The organism is Bacillus sp. Marseille-Q3570, from assembly GCF_946151055.1.
Lineage (GTDB): Bacteria > Bacillota > Bacilli > Bacillales > Fictibacillaceae > Pseudalkalibacillus.
Genome location: NZ_CAMGYZ010000034.1, coordinates 1 through 1,680 on the forward strand (window position 1 = coordinate 1; position 1,680 = coordinate 1,680).

The 1,680-nt window shown below is 42.1% G+C and carries 1 protein-coding gene; it reads left to right on the plus strand.

The window, feature by feature from the left end:
• The first annotated feature begins 242 nt into the window (after positions 1–242).
• Positions 243–1,478 (plus strand): IS4 family transposase, encoded by a 1,236-nt coding sequence (locus N8M93_RS22550; RefSeq protein ID WP_261134888.1) that lies wholly within the window; start codon positions 243–245, stop codon positions 1,476–1,478.
• Positions 1,479–1,680: the final 202 nt, after the last annotated feature.

The window sequence follows — 1,680 nt, forward strand, 5'->3', positions numbered from 1 at the left end:
CAAAACACTGATTTATGTGACACATTATCCGCATGAATTACCAACCTGTGTTAAGCGAACATTTCAACTGGTTTAACATCTATAAAAAAGGATTATTCTAACAGTATTACACGCAGTTAGAATAATCTTTTTTTATTGCTGTCCGGTAAAACTTTTGCAAGCAAAATAAATTAGGGTTGACACTTCTCACGAGGTATCAACCCTTTTGGTTATCTTTGTTTTTGCTAAAATAAAACATAACCATGAGCAAAGATAGTCATTTTACCGGACAGCCAGTCTATAGTCAAGTGTTAAAGTTACTCGATAAGGAGAAAATTCTTCAAATAAGCCGTGAAACGAAAGGAAGCGAGGCTTATGTGAAGCGTTTTGACGGTTACCAACATCTCGTCGTAATGTTGTTCGGCATACTCAAACACTTTGATTCCCTGCGCGAACTCGAGATAGGCATGAAGGCAGAGGCTCATAAACTCGGGCACCTTGGAATGGATTATCTGGTTAGACGAAGTACCCTTGCAGAAGCCAATATACGACGCCCACAGGAGTTCTTTGCAAGTGTCTATGCATATCTATTGGAGAAGTATGCGAAGTTTTTAGCGTACAGCCGCCCTCCCAAGAGTTATAAAGGGCAGACTCACGAGACAAAGGACTGGGAAAAGCTGCTCTATATGATGGATTCTACCACCATTACTCTCTTCGACAACATACTCAAAGGCGTTGGCCGTCATCCGAAGTCAGGCAAGAAGAAAGGCGGCATGAAAGTGCATACGGTAATGAAGTATCATGTTGGTGTACCCATGGTGGTACAGCTCACCTCCGCCGCAAAACACGACCATTACTTGCTGAAAGAGGTACATCTGCCCAAAGACTCCACTTTGGCAATGGACCGTGGTTATGTCGATATCGCACAATTTCAACGCCTTACAGAAGAGGGCGTTTGCTACGTGACCAAAATGAAGAAAAACCTTAAATATGAGGTACTTGAATCCGTTACGTACGTCAATGCAGAGGGATTGGTAACGCATATTGATCAGAAAGTGCGTTTTACAAGAGGGGAACTCATTCATGAGGCACGAAGGGTGGAGATATTTTATGAGAGCAAGAAACCAGTTGTACTATTGACCAACAACTTTGACTTCACGGTTGAGGATATTGCTGAAATTTATCGTCTAAGATGGGCTATTGAGTCGTTGTACAAACAACTTAAACAGAACTTCCCGCTTCATTTCTTCTATGGCGACAGCGTCAATGCCATACAAATACAAACTTGGGTAGTTTTAATTGCTAATTTGTTGATAACGGTTCTGTCAAGAAGCATCAAGAGACATTGTGCATTCTCTCAGGTTGTCACTATGGTGCGCCTTACGCTTATGTACTACATTAATTTTGTCGCATTTATGGAAAATCCCGAAAAAACTTGGAATGATTTACTTGCAAAAGAGATGCAAAAAGCGCCACCTGAACCAAGTCTTTTCGATTAGGGGGGCTTACTTTGGTGAAAATAAGAGACGAAGTCCTAGTTTACGGGCCTTCCGGGAGATTCCCCATGTTCATGGGAGTTGTATCGGCCAGCAATATTTTTTGTTATATTTTCGGTAAGAAATCAACTAAACGGGAATCGATTTCAATCCTCGCTGGATTTCCGCCACACCACTGGCCTTCGCCGCCAAGCCCAGTGTACAA